The following is a 22,758-nucleotide window of genomic DNA, read 5'->3' on the forward strand; positions in this document are numbered from 1 at the left end:
TTAGCACTATGTAAAATAAAAGTGCGTACTTCCACTAAAATGTTATAGGTTGTATACTTGCAATTGTTCAGCGATTGGGAACGATTCCGACTGCTGGCACAGATAATACTCCAAAAGGATAATATTCCTGAAGAGGATTTATTTAATTTTGGAGACAGTATAACTGTACAAAAAATCCGAATAAAATTAATAGGAGTGAACATATATGGAATTACAATTAGCTTTAGATTTAGTCAATATTCCAGAAGCAATTGAGCTTGTTAAAGAAGTGGGGGAACATATTGATATCGTTGAAATCGGTACCCCAGTCGTAATCAACGAGGGTCTCCATGCAGTAAAGGCAGTAAAAGAAGCATTCCCTAATTTAAAAGTTTTAGCAGACCTGAAAATCATGGACGCTGCTGGTTATGAAGTAATGAAAGCCTCTGAAGCAGGTGCTGATATTATTACGATTCTAGGCACAGCCGAAGATATGTCTATTCAAGGTGCTGTAGAAGAAGCGAAAAAACAAGGCAAAAAAATCCTTGTTGACATGATCGCTGTAAAAGATCTGGCTGCTCGCGCTAAAGAAGTCGATGCAATGGGTGTAGACTATATTTGTGTCCACACCGGCTACGACCTTCAAGCAATAGGAAAAAACTCTTTTGAAGATCTGCAAACGATTAAAAGTGTTGTAAAAAATTCAAAAACTGCAATCGCAGGCGGCATTAAATTAGAAACACTTCCAGAAGCTATTAAAGTAAATCCAGACCTTGTCATTGTTGGCGGCGGTATTACAGGTCAAGTTGATAAAAAAGTTGCAGCCGCAACAATGCAAGAAATGATTAAAAAAGGGTAAGGTCAAGCATGCATACGTCGCAATATTTAGCTAAGATCTTAAAAGAGTTAATCAGAACAACTGACCACATTCCGGATGAAGAAGCTGAGAAATTGGTTAATGGCATTCTTGAAGCAAAAAAAGTGTTTGTAGCTGGCGCAGGTAGATCTGGATTTATGGCCAAGTCATTTGCGATGCGAATGATGCATATGGGCATAGATGCTTATGTACCAGGTGAAACGGTGACCCCTAACTTTGAAAAAGATGACATCTTGATCATCACTTCAGGTTCAGGAGAAACGAAAAGCCTTGTTTCCATGTCAGAGAAAGCAAAAAGTATAGGTGGAACGATTGCCGCCGTAACGATTTTTCCCGAATCTACAATCGGAAAAATAGCGGATATAAAGATTAAGTTACCTGGTTCACCTAAGGATCAATCGGAAGGTGATTATAATACCATTCAGCCTATGGGCTCATTATTCGAGCAAACTCTTTTACTATTCTGCGATGCTGTCATTCTGAGGTTCATGGAGAAAAAGGGCTTGGATACGACTAAGATGTATGGCAAACACGCCAATTTAGAATAAAACGTTGATTGTCTATGAAAGACCGCAAACTATCAATGCAAGATTGCGGTCTTTCTATTTAATTTTGTGTAAAAACCTTGTTTATAGGAGTGAAAAAATGAATTCATTAAATGGCAAAACTGCTTTAGTTACTGGTGCAGGCAGAGGAATTGGACGAGCTACTGCTATCGCCTTAGCAAAAGAAGGGGTTAATTTAGGATTGCTTGGCTTGAATATGTCTAACCTTAAAAAAGTAGCGGCTGAACTAGCACAATTTGATGTGAAAGTTTCTATAGCAACAGCAGATGTTTCCAATCTGGAATCAGTTATTAATGCAGTTGAACATATTAAAGCTGATCACGGACCAATTGATATCCTCATTAACAATGCTGGAGTTGCCAAGTTTGGCGGTTTTCTTGATTTAACTCCTGAAGAATGGGAGAAAATCATCCAGGTGAATTTAATGGGAGTTTATAATGCAACCAGAGCTGTACTTCCCGGCATGATTGAAAGAAAAACAGGTGATATTATCAATATCTCTTCCTCTGCCGGACAAAAAGGTGCTCCTGTAACAAGTGCTTACAGTGCTTCTAAATTCGCTGTTTTAGGACTAACAGAATCACTCATGCTAGAAGTTAGGAAGCACAACATCCGTGTAACAGCTTTAACACCAAGTACGGTTGTAACAGACCTGGCAATTGATACTAACCTTGTCAGCGGTAAGGAAGATCATGTTATGCAGCCAGAAGACCTTGCTGAATTAATCGTAGCCGGCCTAAAATTAAATCCAAGGGTATTCGTTAAAACTGCCGGGCTTTGGTCAACCAATCCTTAATCTAAAAAGAAGCAGATCCATTTGGATTTGCCTCTTTTTTATTCACACCATTAGCAGCCGCATCCGTCATTGATGGTACATGGACATTACTCTCTCCAAATCACAAATCAACTCATTAATTTCATTTTGTGTCAGGTGTAAAGGCATTTGATCGTAAAGGGTAATTATTTGCCCATCAATTTCATGCTGATGTTTTTTTAAATAATGATAAATATTGTTTAACTGGTTTTCTTTAAGAACAGATTCTGTATTTAAATTTTTTACTTTCTGTAAGGAAAATTCATTCATGGAGGAATCAAATTCACCTGCAATAATTGTACCTTGCATAAACATGGTATCACTCCTCAAAATCAATATTTGTTAGTTTCTCCTACAAATAAATACTAGATGCAAAATGTTAATAAAAGATAGAAGGAGCGATATATAATTCACTCCCTCAAACCTTTTATCAGTATTAAAAAATTGATTTGCTCACTTTACAGTGTTAGAACCCCCTCGGCTTGCGGACATTCCCTCATGAAGAATATAGGACCGAAGAATATATGCATCTACTTTCTTTTTGAATTTTTTTACTATATCAACGCAATCGTTATAAAATAAACCAAAACTTAACATCAGTCTTGCCTCTGTGAGTTTGGATTATGATTGGAGTCTTATTGCTCTCTGGATTAAATACAAATCCTCAGTCCCCAGCCAAATATGATATTTCTCTAAAAATGTTGCTTCATAAATGAGTGATCTAATCAAGCTTTTTCACTGCCTTCTTCACTTTAACGCTGTAAAATTGATGCTTTCTTTATCTAACGTTAAATGCCATTCAAATTTACTTAAAACCCACTCTACCGGACCTGATGGAAGAAATGTAATTACTATGTTAAATGAACTTAAAAGAATAATTGGAATAACCCAGACCAATTCATTTAAATCCTACCCATATGTTCTATATTTTCATGCTGCTTTTCCGGGACATTTATATAGAGGAATAACCATCTGGAAAAATGCATAATTAAACTTCTGAAATAAAAAAGAATGCCTTATGATTGGCATTCTACTTTCTCGAGTCTTTGATTAATGAATTTCACTTATTCATTCTCAGTTATATTGGAACTATAAGTTTTTTCTTTATTCATTTGAGTTTTGAATGTTATTTTAAAAGTTGTCCCAGTATTCGATTTGCTTTTAACTTCAACGCTCCCATTATGGTTCTGAATAATTTTATAGCTCACCATAAGCCCTAATCCATTTCCATCTTGCTTTGTCGTAAAAAAAGGCTCTCCCAGTTTTTTTACCTGATCGGATTCCATCCCCATACCGTTATCCTTTATTGTAATAGATATATTTTGGTCTGTCCTTTCGATCATAATGTCTATTTTGCCACCAGTAGGCATTGCCTCAATGGAATTTTTAATTATATTTAAAAATACTTGTTTCAATTGATTTTTTTCCCCATAAATCACTACATCTTCTGCTGGGAAATGGTATTTAATTTTTACATTTTTCATGATTGCTTCAGGCTCGATAAATTTAACAACACTGGTTAAAATACTTTTTATATTACATTCACTGAAGTAAATCTGGTGAGGTTTTGCAAAGACCATGAATTCACTGACAATAAAATTGATACGATCAATTTCATCAAGGATCGTGCTTGCATAATTTGGCTCAATCTCATTAGCAGACAGAAGCTGTACAAATCCACGAATGGTTGTTAACGGATTCCGTATTTCGTGGGCGAAGCCAGCTGCCAATTGTCCAATCATTGCAAGTTTCTCTGTTTTACGCAATGTTTCTTCAGTTTTTCTTTTTTCAGTTATGTCATATTGAATTGAAATATGTTTATAACGCTCTCCATTTGAATCTACAAACGGAACGATGGTTGTATCTAACCAATATTGTGTCCCATCCTTCGCTTGATTAAGAATATCCCCTTTCCAAACCTCTCCCCCTTGTATCGTCTCCCATATTTCATGAAAAAATGAAGGAGGATGAAAGTTAGAAGAGTATACTTCATGTTTTTTCCCGAGCAATTCATCCCTGGTATACTTATATAAATCGCAAAAATTATCATTTGCATATAAAATTTTATCTTCACGATCCGTAATAGCAAAAATGGTTGCTTCATTTAAGACTCTCTCTAAATCCGCCAGCTCTCTTAGTGTCATTTTTAAATCCTCTTTAGACTCATCTAAAGCAAGCTTAATGAATAACAATTCCTCATTGTAGATATTCAAAAGTGTTTTGGAAATAAGCTGGTAGGAGTATTCTATTATTTTAAGCACTTCAAAAAAGCTGCTTATAGAAATCCTATTTTGTAGCAATTCTTGTTCAAGCAAATCCATAATTGAGCAACGAGTCAGATAAACAAAATTGATTGATTGATCCAGGGAGGCTTTAGATTTGATTAATTTCAGGCCAAAGGCTTCTACAAAGGCAATTAAGTTATTTTTGTGTCTTTCATTCGGATTAATTAAAAACTGCCCTAAATGAATAAATAAGTTTTTTTCTGAAATCCCAGAAAAATCTTTTTTGGTAAATATAGGGTTATTAAAATTTTCTTCACCTAATGGCGTTTTGATTTTTTTAAAAATATCTTCACTGAGTTCTTTAAACTTCCTGCCAATATACTCAATTTCTTTGTTCATCTTATACCTCACTAAAAAATTTTTTTACTAATAAATAGATAGATCTATTCAAAGTACCTTTTAGCTAAACAAAATTACCATTTAGTAGAGTAAGAAACTGATTTCTTTTTAATTGCCAGGATAACCATTTTATTGATTTTGTTCTTAATTCCTTTAATTGTAAAATAACCATTTCTATTAAACCATTCTTCTATTTATGTTTCAGCTTAAAGTGCCACAATGTCCATCCTTCAGTAAAAACGCTATGCTTCTTTCAATTATTTCTTCAACAATAATGCGCACTAATCCTCCTTGGATAAATGCACACTAAAGTATAAGGGGAATTTTTCTATAATTGCTTCAATCAAAGATTTATTACAGAATTCTACCACGTTTGATTAATATTGTATCTTATAGATAATATCTAACTTTTAGTGAGGCTCCACGGCCTTTAGATGGCTTTTTGAGTATATCATCACCTTAATGTTTTTCTATTGAATCCTACATAGCGTCACAGTATGAAGCCATCCTTTGAGCCATGGTAATTGACTAATTTTCTATGTGTAACTCAGAAGATAGAATTTCATGTACTCCAGTCTGTATGTTTGAGATTTTTTTGATTCCTTGATAGCTTGAATTAGTAGGGATTGGCATAACTTACACCTTCCTTTATAATGTATTATTTTTCCTTATTCGATAAATGCGCTTATGATTCCTCTTTAATCCTTCTAATTCTACTCTAAAAACAGATTTAATATAAAAAGCCAGTTAAGCGTCTAGGATTTAACGACACGCAAAAAATGATCAGCCTGGTTCTTAGGATATTGACCTCGAAGATCGGCAATCATAATCCTGAGACATAGTAATTCGACCTCTAGAACGGATTATTTTCTCAAAGGGCAAGGTTGCCTGCAGAGACCTTGCCCACTCCGCTTTAAGCAATATTACCACTTGTTGCATCCATAAATGATCATCACTTTTTTAAGGTTTTTATGATAAATGAAGTGATAGTGAGACATCAGCTTACTATCATTTCATTTTTGTGTATATTTAAAACTCCTTAATATTAAAAAAGATCCTAATTTATCTAGATGTTTATACATAGGGCTAAAGCTCTTGGTTTCGTAAAGTCCTGATGCGAATTCAAAGCTTATTCTTTGATTTTTTTGTATTGGCACCCAATGTTAAACGGTCTTCTATCTGTAACAATTTATCCATTGGCTGTATGTTGGAGGCCTTAATATAGGCAAAACTTTACTAGCATTTTATACGTGAGTTAATGCAGTACAAAAAATTGATTTGAAATAAAACAAGGGAGTCGATAAAAAATACGACTCCGCTACTTAATTAATTATTATTAGATTTATTTTCATAAGACTAAAACATAGCAAGTTTACCACTTTACGCGGTTTTGGTATTTCTGAAATAACTATAATTTAAAGCGCTAAAAGCACTTGCAAGTGGAAAACCCAAAGTCTGAGAAAAACATATTTCTGCACATAACTCGGTTTTTTTTAGCCAATTTAATATAGGTACCTTCGCACAATAGTCGAACTATGTCGTCTGTATTTAGGTTATGTAAACTAAGGAAAATGATTTTTACATACCAGAACCTGCCCCTCTTTTTAACTCCGTTTAAACCTTCGTCAATGCTCTTCAATCTTCAATGAGATAATTTTACTGTCCTTATCCACTTTTGTATACAATGAACGGCCTATATACAGCGGGATCGCCAGTTCTTCGAAGTTTGGAAGTCCGTTTTCGAGAAACTTATCATGATCCCTGTAAAACAGAATAATCTTTGCGGCGAACCAATCATGATCTCCGTATGTATTTATATCAATTGTCTCACATTCATACGCTACATATGCATCCTTTAAAATCGGTGAATTTGTAGCTGAACCTTTTATAAAACCAATATCTGCACTCTGATATTTATCTACATTGGCTCCTGAATAAACACCAGCTTGCTGAATCCATTCAGCCTTTTCGAATGGAACAAAATTGACAGCAAAGCTGCCTGCATCCTTCATTAACTGATATGTATGGCGTTCACGGCCGATGGCTACTCCGTAGATGGGCGGCTCATAGGAAATGTACGTGTGCCATCCGGCAGCCATGATATTAATCTGATCCTGATGGGAGACCGTTATTAACGCCACCATCCCAGGGTAACTGTGCATTACAGTTTTATTCGTTGCCTCAATCACGGTTAATCTCTCCTTTTGTAATAGTTTTGATTCCATTGTATCCTATCCTGCAGGTATGTCTATTTTATTGTTTTTGAATTTTTTAACAATTTCGTATTGCGAAATAATCTGAATGTCATTAAAATGAATTCATACAACTCAATGAGTAATCACTAGGAGAACATATGAATCGTAAAATTTTTCTTTATGTAAAAGCATTTTCCGACCTTGGCACTTTCATGGACTTGATCGCCATCAACGTGCTGATGTATATTGCCACCGGCAGTACGGCGTGGCTTGCTGCCACAATGGCTTTCCGTACTCTGGGCGGTGTGTTATCAAGCCTTTTTTCAGGCGTACTTGCTGACCGTTTTGACCGGCGCAAAATTATGATTTGGACAGATATTTTCCGGGCGATAATCATATTGAGCCTGATCCCCTTCCCTAGCCCAATAATGATCCTGATTGTGTGCTTCCTGATCGGACTTACCAGCAGCTTCTTTGCTGTCAGCTACAGTGCTGAAATTCCGCAAATCTTCGGGCAGGATAAAGTCCTGGAAACAAACGCTTTAATTTCAAGGCTGACATCCATCAGTCTGGTGTTTGGTTTTATCGGTGCTGGCGTAATTACGGACTTTCTCGGGTATCAAGTAACCTTAATGATCGACGCAGCCACCTATCTCATCTCTGCTCTAGTCCTTCTAAAAATGAAATGGCAAACCTCTGTACCCGCAACAAAAGCCGTATCAAATGGCTTGAAAGACAAAGTTCTGGAGATTGGCAAGGATTTAAAAGAAGTCCATTCTTTTATCCTTTCAGTCCCTAAGCTGCTAAATGTAAATATTGTCTTCCTTGTTGGTGCATTTGCAGGTGCTTCGCATAATCTTGGGATACCTTTATTGGCAGAATCAATCAATCCTGATAAACAAAGCTTATATTATGGTTTCATTTGGGGAATATGGGGGATTGGCGCTGTACTCGCAACAACCATCCTTCCAAAAATGAAAAATTTACAGGGACCAGGTCTTTACCGTACCTATTTCCTATCAGCAATGCTGATGTCAGCCGGTTTTATAACCTTTTTGTCGAATACCAGTGTCTATATTGTATTGGCGTTCGCATTCCTTACTGGCATATTTGACGCATGTTTCACCACATTGCATGCTACGATCCTCCAAAAGACAGATAATCACATCAGAGGCAGGATATTTGGTGTGGGTATGCTGTTGAAATCACTGGGCTTTGCTCTGGGTTTCGTTGTCGCCCCCATCCTGCTTGAAGCCTTTTCGCTGCCTAAAATGGTTTGGATCTTCCACGGCACCTTAATTGCCACAAGTATATTGGTAATGTTCTATTCAAGCATGGGCAGAAAAAAAATAAAAGAAATAAATCAAAGTATCTGATATCATAAAAAACTCCCAAATGCAGGGAGTTTTTTGGTTTAGCCTTTTGTTTTGCCCGCCCCCATGAAGATTAAAGTGAAATCTTCAATAAAAGCAGGAATGTCCGCTTCCATTCCAATCCAGTCCAGAGTTTCCTCTGGTTCAGGCTCTGGTTTTGGTCTCAAATCAGCCATGCTCATTCCCCTTGCACGTCCGGCTAGCTCGACGGTTACCCTCCTCGGCAGGTACTTCACCAGGTTTTTATTAACAAGCGCACTTAATGTAATCACGTCATGAAGCGGCGCTCCCTGGATGCCCGGGACGTTCTTTTTGTAAGCTTCGAAATAATAATCATATACAGGCTTGATCAAATCCTTGAAAGGCGATTGGCTGTTCTCCGCTAGGTAATCAATCACAGCCGGCGGAATAATTGCTTTATTGGTTATATTCAAAGGATGAAGGAATACATTCCTTGCCTTCTCAAGCACTTGATTAGCAGCAATCGGATCAGCATAGAAATTCGCCTCTGCATCAGCCGTCACGTTGCCAGGTACAAGGAAAGCTCCTCCCATGATATAGACCGCATCAACCGTTTCAAAAGCTTCCTGGCCATACAGTATAAAAGGGATTGCAAGGTCTGTCTGCCTCCCTACCCCTACAATCACGAGGTTATTAGGGTATTGATTGACAATCTCCAGAATTTTATTGATATCATAGACTTCCACTTCGCCGAGACCTTCTGGAGGCCTGATCGGTCCAAGCCCTTCAGGTCCGTGTATTTCCGGATAGAATGTGGCAAGTTCACCTGATAGAGGTCCGGATGAACCGGCAATGATCGGAATATCCTCTCTCCCGCCCAATTTCAATAGATAAGCTGTATTTTCAATTGCCTGCTGCTTCTTGATATTCCCATATCCTGTTACGACACCTACAACATTCAGTTCCGGATGCAGCAGGGCATACATAAGCGCAAGTGAATCATCGACGCCTGAATCAGTGAACAACAAGATGTTGTACATAGCCAGCCTCCTTACTTCCTATATGTACAGTATATGATTCTCCTTATATGATTCATTCACATTGTGCTTTATAGGGTTGTTCTTAATCGAGAAGGTATGTCGAATGAACTGTTTTTGCCTGATTATCTTGTCAGCATAGAAGCAAAATCGTACAATCCATTTCGTGTGATTTATTTGAGAGGAGATTTTTTGGATTGAAGTTTAACGAAAATGAAAAGTTCAGTATATATAACGGCCTGGCAACAACGGCTTCAACTAACATGGTCAACGGATATATTCCGCTTTTTGCGATAGGTGTCCTTGGAGCAACGAACCAGCAAATCGGCTTGATTATTTCCCTCCCTTCGATCATTGGAATGCTCGCTCTGATTCCTGGAGCTTATTGGCTTAACAGAGTTAAAAGCAAAAGGAATTTTGCAGTCGTCTCGACTCTCTTCACCAGGCTGTTGTTCAGTTTGATTCTATTTGTCCCATTTTTGGGAACTCCCCATGGAGCATGGGCGCTTGTCGCCTTGATCGCACTGCTTAATTTCCCAGGCGCTTTATCAGGCCTGTCCTGGCAATCGATGATTGGCGACCTGGTTCCTGAGAAACGAAGAGGAGAATTTTTCAGTTCAAGGAACAGGTATAATACGATCGCTGCCATGGCTGTTACATTTGCTACTGGCTTATTCTTGCAGCAATTCGACAAAGACAGTGCCTTCCCATATCAGATTTTATTTTTTGCCGCATTTTTATTTGCTTTAATAGAAATCTATTTCCTTATGAAACACAGAGAGCTGCAATCTAGCGAGAAAAAAGCTGCCGTATTAAATGTAGAGTCGGGCAATCTATCGCTTCATGTGTACAAACATAAGCCCTTTTTAGCGTTTGTCATAGCAGCCCTGTTGTTCAGCTTCACTGCCCAGATGGCTTGGTCTCTGTTCAGCATCTATCAAATCAAGGAGGCTAACGCGACCGCATTGTGGCTAAGCCTGTTTTCCGTCACAAATCAATTGGCTCAGATCGTAAGTATTAAATGGTGGGCAAAAGCAGCAGACCGCCGCGGCAACTCCTTTGTATTATTTGTTGCAGCCGCTGGGATGGCAACTGCACCAGCATTGACGATGCTATCTACCAACCTGATCTACCTTACTCTAATTAATTTGTGGATCGGCCTATTCGTATCGGGAACAAATCTTTTATTATTCAACCAGCTCCTTAAGGTATCTCCGGACGCCGACCGGACGAATTGCATTGCGAATTATAATTTCCTGCTTTCTATTGTTGGTTTTATTGCACCACTGGTCGGTGTTTACCTGCTTAATGGTTTCGGCATGACAGCTGCAATGAACCTAATTTCACTTTTTCGCTTGCTTGCCGCTTTCTCATTCTTGTTCGTTGCATTAAAGATAGAAAGAAAGATCGTTTCTGAAGCATTTTAGAGATAGACTAAAAGTTATAAGAGCAAAAATAGGTGGATCACCAGTTTCTGCTCTTATTTTATTTTTTCTGGCAAAGAATCGTCTGCCTGCCTTCCTCTTCAGCTTCTTCAAAGAAGATAATCCTCCAATCCCTGAACACCTCCAGCAATTCATTAGATTCCAGCTTATACGCGTCAGATATCGTTTCCTTAGAACCTGGACCCGCCTTAAAGTAAGTTTCCATAAAAAAGTAACCATTTGTATTCACCAGCTGCTTGATCGTAGGAAACAAAGACCGAGCCAAAAAGTAGGTCATAATGACAAGGTCATATTGGTCATCCGTATTTTTTAACTGGTTAGACAAGTCCGCAGAGTAAGCTTTTACCTGCATACTTCGCCGGCCAGCTTCCTTATTTACAAAGTTAACTGCCACCTCAGAAATATCCAGCCCCGTGACTGCGTAGCCATTTTCGGCCAGGTAGAAACTGTTCCCTCCAAGACCGCAGGCAAGGTCGAGCGCCTTTCCCCCTTTTAATACTGGCTTTAATCCTGAAAGTTTCTTATTTGGCATCGGTATATGCCCAACTGATACTTTCTTTGAGTATTTATCGTTCCATTTTTCACTGGTATCCACCATATCGCACCATCCTTATCGAAGTTTATATACCGACTATATCATTTATTTATCTAGCAATTTTTGATTTTTAAATATTCAGAAAATATATTGAAAATATACCCTAAACAAGTCATACTTTAACTACAACTAAATATTAATAATTAACGGTAGTTTTAGTAAGCGCTTTCATTATATTTTTTAGGAGGAGATGAAATGTCATTAACTAAGAAAATCCTGTATGGTATGGCTCTTGGTATCATTGTCGGACTTATTTTTAATCTAGCCTTCCCTTCAGCTTTCGAAACAGTCAATAATTATGTTTTGGTTCCGCTAGGAAAAATCTTTGTTAATCTTATCAAAATGCTCGTTGTACCCATTGTCATAGTATCCCTGATCCTTGGAACTGCCGGTATCAGCGATCCGAAGAAGCTCGGAAGGATTGGCGGCAAGACCATTTCCTTCTTCCTGATTACAACTGCAATTGCCCTGGTCCTAGCAATTGGAACAGCGATGATTATTAAACCGGGAACTGGCAGCTTCCAGCTGGACGGTGCAACATTCGAGGCAACTGAAGCCCCTCCTGTTATTGAAACCCTGCTGAACATTATTCCAGCCAACCCGCTTGGTGCTATGGTAGAAGGCTCTATGCTGCAGGTTATCGCATTTTCAATCATTATCGGCTTCGGAATAGCCAGGATCGGTGAAAAAGCATCAGGCCTGATCAGGCTTGTCGAACAGGCTAATGAAGTGCTGATGTACCTCGTTCAGGCTGTCATGAAATTCGCTCCATATGGTGCCTTCGCTCTGATCGCAACGGCAATAGGCGGACAGGGATTCGGAGCGATTGCAGCGATGGGGAAATATATGTTCGTGGTACTCTTCGTCCTTCTGCTCCACCTGATTATCACCTATGGCTCAGCCGTATCCTTACTAGGTAAAATGAATCCAATCCGCTTCATTAAGGAGTTCTCTCCTGCAATGATCGTGGCATTCAGTACATCCAGCAGCGCTGCAACATTGCCGATTTCCATGAAAACCTTGCAGAATAACCTGAAGGTATCCAAAAGTGTTAGTGGATTTGTTCAGCCGCTAGGAGCTACGATTAATATGGATGGTACAGCAATCATGCAGGGTGTTGCGACCATTTTTATTGCTCAGGTATATGGCGCAGATTTAAGCATTGCACAGATTTTGACCGTTATCTTGACAGCCACGCTCGCCAGCATCGGTACTGCGGGAGTCCCGGGTGTTGGACTGATCATGCTGTCCATGGTTTTAACTTCCGTCGGGCTCCCTGTGGAAGCCATTGCTCTTGTCCTTGGTGTTGATCGATTACTCGATATGTGCCGGACAGCTGTAAATATCACTGGTGACGCCGCATGCGCAGTCTATGTTGCCCGCTCTGAAGGAGAAACTCTGGAGATCGATACAGAGGAAAAAAATGTAACAGCTTAACACGAAGCAGCGGCTCTATATTCTAGAGCCGCTGTTTTTTTCTTATATCTTATTGTTATGGCAGTATTCATCAATTAATCGCTGAATTTCATCTAGATCGGGTGCCTTGCCATTAAAAGAAAACTTGACCTCCTCGATAAACTCGCCAATACATGAATGGCTCCATCCTGGCTGATTACACTGTATTCAGGCTCAAAAACATAGCCATTGCGTTCGATTGCTCCCAAACAAAATCAACCTCCAGCCTATCTTTTCTTTTGTTATCCCCTATTACGCCTATCTTAGCCGTCATATTATCCGTAACATTTTTATTATCACAATTAAAGGGTAGAGTATAGTCGTAGAAGAGCCTAAATTTGCTCTTCTTTATATGTCTGGAGGGATTCTATATGAAAGTTTTAGTTGTAGGCGCCAATGGACAAATAGGCAAACAGCTGGTCGAGATGATACACGATAGTAAACACCATGAAGTCAGGGCAATGATCAGGAAACAGGAACAGGAAGCAACATTCAGGGAAAAAGGAATTGATACAGTACTCGCCAGCCTTGAAGGCACGGTGGATGAAATTGCTGCCGCTGCATGTGGATGCGATGCGATTGTTTTTACAGCAGGTTCAGGAGGACATACCGGGCTTGATCAAACATTGCTGATCGATTTGGATGGTGCCGCGAAAACCGTAGAGGCTTCAGAGAAAGCAGGAATCAAACGGTTCATTATGGTAAGCGCACTCCAGGCGCACAATCGGGAAAACTGGTCTGAAGCAATCAAGCCTTATTACGCAGCTAAACACTACGCAGACAGAATTCTCCTCCAAAGCGGTTTAAATTATACAATCATCAGGCCGGGCGGACTTCTCAACGAAACAGGAACCGGCAAAGTAAAAGTTGCCGAGAATCTGGATAGAGGCAGCATACCAAGAAGTGATGTAGCGAAGACGATTTTCGCAGCGCTTAATGAAGAGAATACTTTCTGGAAATCGTTTGATCTCATTTCAGGAGATGTAGAAATTAAAGATGCACTGAAAAAGCTTTAGATTTATTGGGAAATTCTCTTAAGCATTATCCCGATTCCCTTTTATTTCAACACCAAATAGCTTCCTCTTCCCGGAATGAGGGGATGCTATTTGGGAAAAATAATGGATTCACTGTTTTCCCTTTTAAGCGTTCAATTGAGAACTTGCCGGAATTATGTATATATAGTACCTAACACATATTTTCCTGGAGGTCCTCATGAACAAGCATTCAAAAAAACAGCTGACTGAAAAGGATAAAAAGATCTTTGCCGCTCTATGTGAATTATCCAATGGAGAAAGAAATGAATTTGATTATCCTGGTATCGGTCCCAGGGAAATCGGAATGAAAGTTGGCAGAGACAAGTACGATGCCGCAGCATATTGCAACCTGTCTTTAAAAAAACTGGTCGAATTCGACCTAGTAGAGAAGCTTCCAAATGGAAAGTATCTGCCGAGAAACGAAACAGAGGGACGGTTCTCCTGTTTTTGTTAAAACAGCAGAACCGCCCCTTTTTTCATTCTTTTACCTGAACTTTTATACTCGGCAGCTGGATATTATGCTCAACGAATATGCTGGCTATCGTGTGTCTTAACTGGCTTTCTATTTTTTCTTTAATTTCAAAGTTTTCTACTGGGATCTCTATCAGGAAGTCCATTGCTTTACTGTGAAAATCTACGAAGCGAATATTGGGCTCTGGAAAATCGAGTATGCCGGGAGAACTTTCCTTGATGTCTTTAACAGCTCGTTCAAGAAGACTCTCCACCAGATGACTGTCGATGCCAAAGGCGACACTTACCTTCACTTCTGCAGTCATTTTGGCACTGGTCCGATTCTTGATAATTTGTTCGATAAAATATTGGTTAGGGACGACCAATACTCCCTCCTTGGCTGTGCGGATGACAGTTGAGCGAAGCCGTATCCTTTCAACACGGCCAATCTTATCATTGATCTGAATGACTTCCCCTACTTCAATCGGCCGTTCGAATAAAATGATCAGGCCTGAAACAAAGTTACCTGCGATATTCCTCATCCCGAAACCTATTCCGATTCCAAGGACGCCAAGAATCGCACCCAACGCAGTCAGGTTAATGCCAACACTTGTCAAACTCACTGCCATAGCTGCGAACATCACGGTATAGTAAATGATCCGATTGAACGTATAGCCTAACCCTCTGTCTACCCCATAGTACTCATAGACGGAAGATAAAACGTACCTGTTGAACAATTTCACAAGTCTATGTGCAAGCGAAACAATCAAGAACGCTATGACCAAAAGCAAAATTGTTACATCCACTTCACCATGCGTGTATAACGGATAAAAAAGCCATTGTGTCTTTGAAAAGGTAAACAGGAGCAAGATGATAATCCCATAAAACGTTACCCAATCCGCAAGCGAATCAATAACTGGAAGCACCCTTTGCTGGAATTTGGTATCTTTATCACCTGTATGCTTCGCGATTTTTTTGATCAGCCAGTTGCCGATCATGATGAATGCCAAAAATATGGCAAGTCTGATAATATCATCACGTGAAATATCCCTGATAAAAGAATCAATCATATACAACCACCTATTTAATCGTTATACCAGTCTATTCCTGAAAAGCCCAGATGATAAACTTACATAAAAAGGGCTGCCTTCCTCGGCAGGAAAAAAGTCCCTGAAGCAAGGGACGTTTTTTATCGTTAATATTTCAGGGGAACCAATGCAGATGTTTCATCTATATAAATGAAGCCATCATACCTTTTGGCCATCCTTGATGGCACGTAATTGCCCAAATGCTCCATTTCAGGGTGATAGACAACGCCTACCGCACGATGGTCAATAACCTCACTAAATTCCATTTCATTATCCTTAGAAAAAAGTAAGTATTGATCGTGTGCAGCTGCACGATGCATGGAATCCTCCCAACTTCCTGATTGTGCATTTGGCAATTCCATTGCCTCAACAGCGCCTCCCCATTCTTTTGAAGCTATTACGGTGCCATGGTGGGTGCCAAAACCGAGCGCAAACACTTTCTCGCCATATTTCTCTCTTAAAATCTGCCCAACATTGATGAGGCCCTCTTCCGCCATATCTGTCGCCCTTGCATCACCAATATGCGTATTATGCTCCCAGATAACCGCTTTGGCACCATTCCCATGGGCAAGCATGATTTTTTCCAGCGCACTTACCATGTGGGTATCACGGATATTCCAGTCCTCCGCTCCTCCCTTGGCCATTGCCCGATAGTATCGCTCTGCGTCCAGCATTACAAGGCTGTTCACTTCGAGGTTAAGGTCGCCTTCTTTGTCTTTTGGATAGCTTTTTCGTTTTTTTTGCAAATCAATCAATACCCTGATGACCTCTTCAGTGCAGTCCTCTCCATAATAAGCGGAAGAAATCGCATAGTTCTCACCACGCCGGTCAAAAGGTTCAAAACAAGCAAAGGCGGTTTTAGCCGATTCAACATTTTCAGGCGAAATCTTTTCCAGAACGTTGATGATTTCCTCCATCGATTCCCACAAACTATATACATCAAGCCCATAAAATCCCACTTTTGTTTTTGCTAGATCATTATAGTCTTTGAGCCACTTGACCAATTCAAGAACTTCTTCATTTGCCCACATCCATGTTGGCCAGCGATCAAAGTCCTTCAATGATGAACGGGCATCACCCTGGATAAAGCCTTTAATATATTGATTAACGGTAAAACATGAAGGCCAATCACCCTCTACTGCGATAATCGCAAAGCCTTTTTCCTCAATAAGTCTCCTGGTGATCTCTGCCCTGATGGTATAAAATTCGGAAGTGCCGTGGGAGGACTCGCCAAGTAATACAAACTCCTTATACCCAGCAGCTTCCACGATTGCGTCCAAATCGTCATATGTGTCGAATCTTACTCCATGCTTCTTAATCGATTCAATGAGCTTTTCTTGCCTGTCCATGCTGTACCACCTTCTTTCGTTCGGCTTTTAATGAGAGCGGATGATTCTGTTAAGTTATCTAGACGTTTTTGGGTAAACACAAGCCATTCAGAACCTTTCTTATCCCTTAATCTACCCAAACCATTTGCAAGAGAATCTAAAAAACCCATTCCTGAAAGGGAATGGGTTCTTTAATATTTAATCTAATTCAACATTATGATAAACCTGCTGAACATCTTCCAAGTCCTCCAATGCATCGATCAGCTTCTCGAACTGGGCCTGTGCTTCAGGATCAAGTTTGATGTCATTCTGGGCAAGCATTGTCAATTCAGCTACCGTAAAATCAGTAATGCCTGCATTCTTGAAAGCTTCCTGAATCGCATGGAACTGATCGGGTTCACCATAAACGATGACAGAATCGTCTTCTTCCAGGATGTCACGGACATCCACATCTGCTTCCATCAGAATTTCAAGTGCCTCTTCAGCGCTTTTTCCTTCGAAACCAATGACAGCTGTGGCATCGAACATATAGGAAACCGATCCGCTCACACCCATGTTTCCGCCATTTTTTCCGAATGCCGCACGGACATTGGATGCTGTTCGGTTAACATTGTTCGTCAGGGCATCGACAATCAGCATGGAACCATTAGGGCCAAATCCTTCATAACGTAGCTCGTCATAGTTGTCATCGCCGCCGCCTTTTGCTTTCTCGATCGCGCGGTCAATAATCACCCGTGGTACATTATATGTCTTGGCTCTTTCCAAGACGAACTTCAATGGCTGGTTGGAATCAGGATTAGGCTCTCCTTGTTTGGCTGCAACATAGATTTCTAGAGCGAATTTAGAATAAACACGACTGGTATTTGCATCCTTGGACGCTTTCTTCTCCTTGATGTTGTTCCATTTACGACCCATATTTCCCACTCTCTTTCACTTATATCAGATCCCGTTCCACACATGTTTCATGTGGACACAGTCTTTCACAGATAATATTATACATTAAATGGAGGATTTGTTAAGGGGAAAGATTCTGAAGGAGACTGAGCCATCGTGTTATTAAATGGCAGGTCCCAGAATCCCTCCATGGAGGGATTCCCATTTTTCAAGCTCATCTAAACTAAGATTAATCCTAGATAGAGCGTCCTTCGGCTATTAGCCTATATGATTTTAAGCGATCTTCTGGTGAATGGGCAATCGTCACAATCATGATTTCGTCTGTGCCATATTGCTCCTGCAAGGCAAGCAATTTTTTTCTTACCTGTTGCGGATCCCCGATAATCATTTTTCTTTTCAAGTCCTCTAATGTTTCTTTTTCCGAACCTGTAAGTTTATACTGCTTTGCTTCTTCAATTGAAGGGACACCTGCACCACCGTCACCTTTCCCTGTCTGGATACTCCAGATGAGCGAGCTTAGAGCAATGTCTTCTGCTTCTTCAAACGTGTCAGCGCATATTGCTGAAATGGTTAGAATCACTTCTGGTTTTTGGATACTGCCGGGCTTGAAGGATTCATGATAGTACCTGACGATCTCCTCGCCATCTTTGTCGCTCATGAATAATCCGAAAGCGTAGGCCATCCCATATTCTCCTGCGAGCAAAGCACTTTTCCTGCTTGTGCCCAGCAGCCACGGTTCAGGCTTTATATCAGGGAGCGGGGCTGCTTTGATTTTTGCCAAATCACTTCCTTCGGGATGATCATTGTTCAAAAAATGCAGCAATTCCTTTATCGATTGGGGATACTTCCAGACATTTTGCAAGAAATGATCAGATAATGCACCGGTCACTTCTGCCGCTCCACCTGGTGCCCTGCCAATTCCGATATCAATCCTTCCCGGAAACAAAGTCGCGAGTAAATTGAAGAGTTCTGCTACTTTAAAAGGTTTATAGTGGGGCAGCAATATCGCCCCAGACCCAATCCGAATCCTGTTCGTACGTGCTCCAATTGCAGCTAGCATCACTTCAGGCGCAGGGCAGGCTAGTCCCTGGAGATCATGATGCTCCGCGATCCAATAACGGGAATAACCAAGTTCCTCTGCTGCTTGTGCCAGCATGATTGATTGTTCCAAAGCGTCTTTTGCAGACTGATTCGATGAGACCGGCGCCTGATCCAGAATACTCAATTTCATGGCTTACTCCTTTTCTTCCAAAAAATCCACTTTAAAAACTCCCACCTGGTCACTTTTATATAAATTGGTGACAGATGTGGAATACTCAATGATTTTACCTCTAAAAGCGATTTCAGCTTCTGGTATCTCTATATCAAATATACCTTTATACAATAACGTAGTAATCTCGTGGTACTTCTCGCTTATTACATTGAATTCTGCAGAAATTCTCATTTTACCTTCAACTTGCTTAATATCTATACTTTTTAAAAGGATCGATTGACCATCTAGAACCAACTGGCTGCCCACTCGACTTCATTCCTTTCTTCTATCGAATAATAGAAAAGTCTGCCCTGAATGGACAGACTGTTTCGAGCTATATTTTCTCAAGAAACCCCTTCATTGCCTGAACCAAATCATCCGGCTTTTCATACATGCTCATATGGCCGGAACCCTCGATAATATATTTCCCGATATTAGGTTTTTCCACTGTAAAACTCTTCTCGGGCGGCACTATTTGATCCTGTTCACCAGCAATAAGAAGGACAGGCAAGCCTGTTTTCTCCAGGACATGGTTTCGATTTGCCCTGTCCCTCATCGCCAGCAAAGCACTTACCATACCTTTTATTGAAGTCTTCATGCCAATTTCGGCTGCCTCTGCTATATCTTGAGCACCCGCTTCAGAATAATCCGGTGCGAAAAGCTTCTTGGAAAGGCCGTCGATAAACTCTTTTGGGCCCTCAGCCTGTACCTTGTCGGCATTCGTCCCTCTGGCTGCTTTAGCTTCCTCTGAATCCGGATTCGCTGTCGAATGCACTAACGAAAATCCATTTAGGTATTTTGGATAAAGCTCCGCAAAAGCGAGGGTGATATAACCTCCCAGCGAATGACCGAACATGGTCACTTTCTCCAGCCCTAACTGCTCAATCATGTCTTTTATAACTCCTGCCATCTCTTCAATACTATACTTTTCCTGGCCCATACCAGACTCGCCATGACCTGGCAAATCCAGGGCAATCACCCGGTGCTGAACCGCCAGCTCCGGGAGAACCTTCTCCCAATAAAGCTTGCTCCCTGCAAAACCGTGGACCAGGACGACAGGCTTTCCGCTTCCCTGGTCGTAAAAGCTAATTTCAGTATTGCCTGCATGTAAACTTTTGGATTCCATTTTTTCCGCTCCTATCTATTCTATCTATTTATATATTCCCACAAACAAGCTTAATAATCTCTTGAAGAACACCTTATGAATGGAATGAATGAAGTAACAGGCGGATATTACCACCTCAATTGACCGTTCATCTCTGGTACAATTTTGAGGTTGATACAACTCGGGAGGAATCCACATGAATAAACGCATGCTGCTCTTGATGGTCCTTTTCCTGACCTTCATTGGGGGTTTTATATCAGGCATTCAATATACGAATATACAAAAACCTAAAAACATCCCAGGCAGTTCCTTTGCTTCCTATTCATTAAAAAACCCTGAAGCGAAACTCGAACCTCAGAGGCAAGAGCAAGATTCAAAGGTTCTGATTGGTTATGTCCAGGATTTCAGGAATCCTCAAGAAATCGATTATAAAAGTTTGACACATGTCATCTTTTCTTTCGCCCATCCTACAGCAGAGGGCGGTTTGCTCCTGAATGGGGACCAGGCTGTTAAGAACTTACGCACCATCGTAACGTTGGCACACAAGAACAATACGAAAGCGATCCTGGCCATCGGTGGATGGTTTCATATAAATGGCGGGGAATCTTATGAATATTTTAAAACGGCGATCTCCAAGCCTGATTCCAGAAAAAGATTAGTTCAAGAGCTTGCAAGTTTAACAGATCAAGAAAAGCTCGATGGAATCGACATTGATTTTGAGCACCCTCGTTCCAAGGAAGACGCTAAATTCCTGACTGCTTTCGCCCAAGAACTGAGCGAGAAACTCAAACCTAAAGGAAAAGAACTTTCCATTGCAGTAAACGCTAAGGTACACAGTGTGACGGGAACCGAAATCCATTCCGTTGTGTTCGATCCCGGCATGTTCAAGTACTTTGATCACGTCAATGTGATGGCTTATGACGGGCATTGGGACGGGGATTACAATGCGGCAAATCTATCCCCTTACTCCTATTCTGAAAATATAGCAGCGTATTGGACCAGCCTGTTTGATCAGCATGGCTTTCCAAGAAGCAAACTCACCCTTGGTGTTCCATTGTACGCCCAGCCAGAGGATCCAGCCATCAAACAGATTTCATACGATGCACTCATGAAGACCAATCCTGAACATGCTAAAAAGGATCAAGCAAAGTTGAATGGAACGACGTATCATTATAATGGCCATTCCACTTTGAAAAAGAAGACCGAACTGGCCAACGTCTACCAGCTGGGCGGGCTGATGCTGTGGGAAGCAGGGCTGGATGCGAAAGGAGGAAACAGTGCTGCTGCATTGATCGCCTCAGAACTAAAAAACAAAAGTGATCCCCGCTATTACACTCGCAACGAACATTGAAGCCTCCAAGGGCTTCATTTTTCTTTTAGTGGATTCCATTCTGGTCGGTGGACACCGTTTATGGGCTGCTTGAATAAGCTGGCAGTAAAAACTACGGTGGTGGGTTGAAATGCAATTGTCTTTAAAGAAATAACCCAGGAGTGTCATCTCCTGGGTTTATTGTTTGACTATGAACTTATTTCTTCAAACTCTTTTATTTTTTCGAGTCTTTCGACAAGAACCATGCATTTGCGGTTACCGATTTCATATATATACATTTTATGGCCATTTTCTTTAAGAAGCTTCTTAAATTGGATTTCGCCAGTCAAGTCATATCCATTGGCCAAATCCGAGATTTTTTTGAGGATTTGCTCCCGCGTTGGTTCATTTGTTGATGCTATTTTAATGGGAATTGGGATACCCTTGATTTTGAAGGTAACTAGTATGACGCTATCCAATTTTATCAACTCCTTTAAAAACCTATTCGACGGGCAGCAGCCATTTCCCTCTTTTACTTCTTAAATGCCGACAGAAGCATGCTTTCACCTTGGAACGCAATGACCTCTCCTCCTGCAATTTCAATAGAAAAGTAATCTTTTAGATCTTTCTGAGCAGCAACCATGTATGTAGTCAGTTCACTTTTCTCCTGTATTGGAAGGTCCATCATTGTGCACCATGTGTCATAATGAAATTTTTTCTCAAAGGTGTACATCCTCTTGATATTAAAACCGGAATTCTCCAATAAAGAAATCCATTCAGATTTTTTATATGCCCTGAAGTGACTTCGATCCCGCATTTTTTCAATCTTATTGTAGAAGTGATCGTAGACATCATTTTCGGGGGCATTGTTATCAATCAATATAAATAATCCCCCTGTTTTCAATACCCTAAATACCTCTCCCACAAAACGGTCGACATGGGGAAAATGATGGGCAGCAATCCTGCAGGTCACTACTTCAAATGACTCTTCTGCAAAGGAAATGCTTTCTGCATCTCCCTGGACATACGAAACATTTGCATGGCCATTTGAGGTAATGTACTTCTCAGCTTCTTTTAACATAGATTCAGTAAGGTCATAGGCAGTGACATTGCTGAAGTATGGAGCGAGTGCATTTGCTACATGCCCCCCGCCTGTTGCAATGTCCAAAAGGTTTCCTGTAACTCCAGCTTCCCGAACAAGGTCGACGACCATGGCCAGGTCCTGACCCTTCGCATGTGATTTACTCTTTACATAGTGGCTTGCATTCTTGCCGAATTGAGCTTTAACAGCTTCTTTTTCTTTCATCCTATATCCCCCTCTCTCCTCGTATAGTTATCATAACAAATAAAGGAAAAGTTTTACAGAAGGTAAAAATC

At 40.4% G+C, this 22,758-nt stretch carries 24 protein-coding genes and 1 pseudogene; 9 read left to right on the top strand and 16 right to left on the bottom strand.

The genetic code is table 11. The annotated features are described in order from the left end of the window. Window positions 1–205: 205 nt before the first annotated feature. From hxlA to EJA10_RS14675, 3 genes are all read left to right on the top strand, one after another. Complete coding sequence (gene hxlA, locus EJA10_RS14665) at window positions 206–838, top strand: 3-hexulose-6-phosphate synthase (RefSeq protein ID WP_125480772.1); 633 nt, start codon at window positions 206–208, stop codon at window positions 836–838. 8 nt (window positions 839–846) lie between these two features. Continuing rightward, entirely contained in the window at window positions 847–1,404 is a 558-nt protein-coding gene (gene hxlB, locus EJA10_RS14670; RefSeq protein ID WP_125480773.1) for a 6-phospho-3-hexuloisomerase, read from the top strand. Between the two features lie 97 nt (window positions 1,405–1,501). Beyond that, complete coding sequence (locus EJA10_RS14675; RefSeq protein ID WP_125480774.1) at window positions 1,502–2,218, top strand: 3-ketoacyl-ACP reductase; 717 nt, start codon at window positions 1,502–1,504, stop codon at window positions 2,216–2,218. A gap of 66 nt (window positions 2,219–2,284) precedes the next feature. Here the strand turns inward: EJA10_RS14675 and EJA10_RS14680 are convergent, their stop codons facing one another. The 5 genes from EJA10_RS14680 to EJA10_RS14700 form a co-directional block, all read right to left on the bottom strand. Further along, window positions 2,285–2,545 carry a hypothetical protein gene (locus EJA10_RS14680; protein ID WP_425462103.1) on the bottom strand — a complete coding sequence of 87 codons (261 nt, stop codon included), beginning with the start codon at window positions 2,543–2,545 and terminating at the stop codon, window positions 2,285–2,287. Window positions 2,546–2,689: 144 nt separating this feature from the next. Further along, entirely contained in the window at window positions 2,690–2,833 is a 144-nt protein-coding gene (locus EJA10_RS24075; RefSeq protein WP_425462098.1) for a YfmQ family protein, read from the bottom strand. A gap of 150 nt (window positions 2,834–2,983) precedes the next feature. Next, window positions 2,984–3,133 carry a YfmQ family protein gene (locus EJA10_RS24080; protein ID WP_125480776.1) on the bottom strand — a complete coding sequence of 50 codons (150 nt, stop codon included), beginning with the start codon at window positions 3,131–3,133 and terminating at the stop codon, window positions 2,984–2,986. 167 nt (window positions 3,134–3,300) lie between these two features. Beyond that, on the bottom strand, window positions 3,301–4,860 hold the full coding sequence (locus tag EJA10_RS14695) for an ATP-binding protein (RefSeq protein ID WP_125480777.1): 1,560 nt from the start codon (window positions 4,858–4,860) through the stop codon (window positions 3,301–3,303). Between the two features lie 1,625 nt (window positions 4,861–6,485). After that, window positions 6,486–7,085: a flavin reductase family protein gene (locus EJA10_RS14700; protein ID WP_125480778.1), complete on the bottom strand. Its 600-nt coding sequence runs from the start codon at window positions 7,083–7,085 to the stop codon at window positions 6,486–6,488. 128 nt (window positions 7,086–7,213) lie between these two features. Here EJA10_RS14700 and EJA10_RS14705 point away from each other — a divergent pair, with 128 nt between their 5' ends. Next, entirely contained in the window at window positions 7,214–8,431 is a 1,218-nt protein-coding gene (locus EJA10_RS14705; RefSeq protein ID WP_125480779.1) for an MFS transporter, read from the top strand. 38 nt (window positions 8,432–8,469) lie between these two features. Here EJA10_RS14705 and EJA10_RS14710 read toward each other — a convergent pair whose 3' ends face one another. Continuing rightward, complete coding sequence (locus EJA10_RS14710) at window positions 8,470–9,429, bottom strand: nucleoside hydrolase (RefSeq protein ID WP_125480780.1); 960 nt, start codon at window positions 9,427–9,429, stop codon at window positions 8,470–8,472. 194 nt (window positions 9,430–9,623) lie between these two features. On the opposite strand from EJA10_RS14710, the gene EJA10_RS14715 reads away from it, so the two are divergent. Beyond that, complete coding sequence (locus EJA10_RS14715) at window positions 9,624–10,853, top strand: MFS transporter (RefSeq protein WP_125480781.1); 1,230 nt, start codon at window positions 9,624–9,626, stop codon at window positions 10,851–10,853. A gap of 58 nt (window positions 10,854–10,911) precedes the next feature. On the opposite strand, the gene EJA10_RS14720 is transcribed toward EJA10_RS14715, so the two are convergent. Next, window positions 10,912–11,469, bottom strand: coding sequence for a class I SAM-dependent methyltransferase (locus tag EJA10_RS14720; RefSeq protein WP_125480782.1), 558 nt, complete (start codon window positions 11,467–11,469; stop codon window positions 10,912–10,914). Window positions 11,470–11,661: 192 nt separating this feature from the next. Here EJA10_RS14720 and EJA10_RS14725 point away from each other — a divergent pair, with 192 nt between their 5' ends. Further along, window positions 11,662–12,903, top strand: a complete 1,242-nt coding sequence (locus tag EJA10_RS14725; RefSeq protein ID WP_125480783.1) for a dicarboxylate/amino acid:cation symporter — start codon at window positions 11,662–11,664, stop codon at window positions 12,901–12,903. A gap of 42 nt (window positions 12,904–12,945) precedes the next feature. Here EJA10_RS14725 and EJA10_RS14730 read toward each other — a convergent pair. Continuing rightward, window positions 12,946–13,130 (bottom strand): annotated as a pseudogene (locus EJA10_RS14730) (YbxH family protein). A 162-nt stretch (window positions 13,131–13,292) separates the two neighbouring features. Between EJA10_RS14730 and EJA10_RS14735 the strand changes: the two are divergent. Both EJA10_RS14735 and EJA10_RS14740 read left to right on the top strand, forming a co-directional pair. Next, window positions 13,293–13,937, top strand: coding sequence for an SDR family oxidoreductase (locus EJA10_RS14735; protein WP_125480784.1), 645 nt, complete (start codon window positions 13,293–13,295; stop codon window positions 13,935–13,937). 196 nt (window positions 13,938–14,133) lie between these two features. Next, window positions 14,134–14,409, top strand: a complete 276-nt coding sequence (locus EJA10_RS14740; RefSeq protein ID WP_125480785.1) for a hypothetical protein — start codon at window positions 14,134–14,136, stop codon at window positions 14,407–14,409. 22 nt (window positions 14,410–14,431) lie between these two features. On the opposite strand, the gene EJA10_RS14745 is transcribed toward EJA10_RS14740, so the two are convergent. From EJA10_RS14745 to EJA10_RS14770, 6 genes are all read right to left on the bottom strand, one after another. Continuing rightward, window positions 14,432–15,475, bottom strand: a complete 1,044-nt coding sequence (locus EJA10_RS14745) for a mechanosensitive ion channel family protein (protein WP_125480786.1) — start codon at window positions 15,473–15,475, stop codon at window positions 14,432–14,434. A gap of 125 nt (window positions 15,476–15,600) precedes the next feature. Then, window positions 15,601–16,842: an erythromycin esterase family protein gene (locus EJA10_RS14750; RefSeq protein ID WP_125480787.1), complete on the bottom strand. Its 1,242-nt coding sequence runs from the start codon at window positions 16,840–16,842 to the stop codon at window positions 15,601–15,603. A 177-nt stretch (window positions 16,843–17,019) separates the two neighbouring features. Further along, window positions 17,020–17,736 carry a YebC/PmpR family DNA-binding transcriptional regulator gene (locus tag EJA10_RS14755; protein WP_125480788.1) on the bottom strand — a complete coding sequence of 239 codons (717 nt, stop codon included), beginning with the start codon at window positions 17,734–17,736 and terminating at the stop codon, window positions 17,020–17,022. A gap of 214 nt (window positions 17,737–17,950) precedes the next feature. Further along, entirely contained in the window at window positions 17,951–18,946 is a 996-nt protein-coding gene (locus EJA10_RS14760) for an LLM class flavin-dependent oxidoreductase (protein WP_125480789.1), read from the bottom strand. A gap of 3 nt (window positions 18,947–18,949) precedes the next feature. Then, window positions 18,950–19,234, bottom strand: coding sequence for a DUF3219 family protein (locus EJA10_RS14765; protein ID WP_125480790.1), 285 nt, complete (start codon window positions 19,232–19,234; stop codon window positions 18,950–18,952). A 67-nt stretch (window positions 19,235–19,301) separates the two neighbouring features. Beyond that, window positions 19,302–20,093, bottom strand: coding sequence for an alpha/beta fold hydrolase (locus EJA10_RS14770; protein WP_125480791.1), 792 nt, complete (start codon window positions 20,091–20,093; stop codon window positions 19,302–19,304). 175 nt (window positions 20,094–20,268) lie between these two features. On the opposite strand from EJA10_RS14770, the gene EJA10_RS14775 reads away from it, so the two are divergent. Continuing rightward, entirely contained in the window at window positions 20,269–21,423 is a 1,155-nt protein-coding gene (locus tag EJA10_RS14775) for a glycoside hydrolase family 18 protein (protein ID WP_125480792.1), read from the top strand. A 167-nt stretch (window positions 21,424–21,590) separates the two neighbouring features. Here EJA10_RS14775 and EJA10_RS14780 read toward each other — a convergent pair whose 3' ends face one another. Both EJA10_RS14780 and EJA10_RS14785 read right to left on the bottom strand, forming a co-directional pair. Continuing rightward, a complete protein-coding gene (locus tag EJA10_RS14780) occupies window positions 21,591–21,860 on the bottom strand; it encodes a hypothetical protein (protein WP_125480793.1) in 270 nt (89 codons plus the stop codon). Window positions 21,861–21,913: 53 nt separating this feature from the next. Further along, window positions 21,914–22,687, bottom strand: coding sequence for a class I SAM-dependent methyltransferase (locus EJA10_RS14785; RefSeq protein ID WP_125480794.1), 774 nt, complete (start codon window positions 22,685–22,687; stop codon window positions 21,914–21,916). Window positions 22,688–22,758: the final 71 nt, after the last annotated feature.

It is taken from the genome of Mesobacillus subterraneus (assembly GCF_003937825.1).
GTDB classification, from domain to species: Bacteria; Bacillota; Bacilli; order Bacillales; family Cytobacillaceae; genus Mesobacillus; species Mesobacillus subterraneus.